General features: G+C 46.2%; 1 protein-coding gene. It reads right to left on the minus strand.

The genetic code is table 11. The features are described from left to right. Positions 1–355: 355 nt before the first annotated feature. On the minus strand, positions 356–578 hold a 223-nt coding region (locus R7F64_RS24160), incomplete at its 5' end, for a hypothetical protein (protein ID WP_318072187.1).

Genomic DNA, 578 nt, shown 5'->3' on the forward strand with positions numbered 1-578 from the left:
GCCTAATCCATATATTATGGCTCCAGGGCTGTTACATGCCTACCCGCCACAAGTATATGGTTATGATGATTTACAGATGCTCCAGACAAGATTTCCATTGGATTACTACAGTATCCCGTTTCCCACACCCACCACTCCACTTACTGGGAGGGATGGTAGCCTGGCCAGCAACCCTTACTCTGGCGACCTCACCAAGTTCGGCCGCGGGGATGCCTCCTCCCCAGCCCCAGCAGCTGGGGTTATTTGCTGTGTTTTATGGTAGCCTGTTTTTTTAGAGTTGATCAGAATGAAAATGTGTGATTTGAACCATGCTTGACTATCAAGCTTCATTACAACTTTCCAGAAAACATGGTCTTTACTGCGTGCTCAGTAAAGCTGGGGCGGCCAGCAGCCATGCTCCCTGCGTGGACACGGAAGCATCAGCGTGGTCTTCCCCCTTCAGGGCAGTTGGCTGTCCCTGGGAAGGGCACTGTGGTGAAACACATCTGGACTGTTTTATTGCAGTAGTTTTTTTCATATCTGAAATTGTATTATTTAATATTTTGAATAAGATTTTAAGAAATAAATGGTAAAGATAT

It is taken from the genome of Vibrio sp. Vb1980 (assembly GCF_033338615.1).
Classification (GTDB): domain Bacteria; phylum Pseudomonadota; class Gammaproteobacteria; order Enterobacterales; family Vibrionaceae; genus Vibrio; species Vibrio alginolyticus.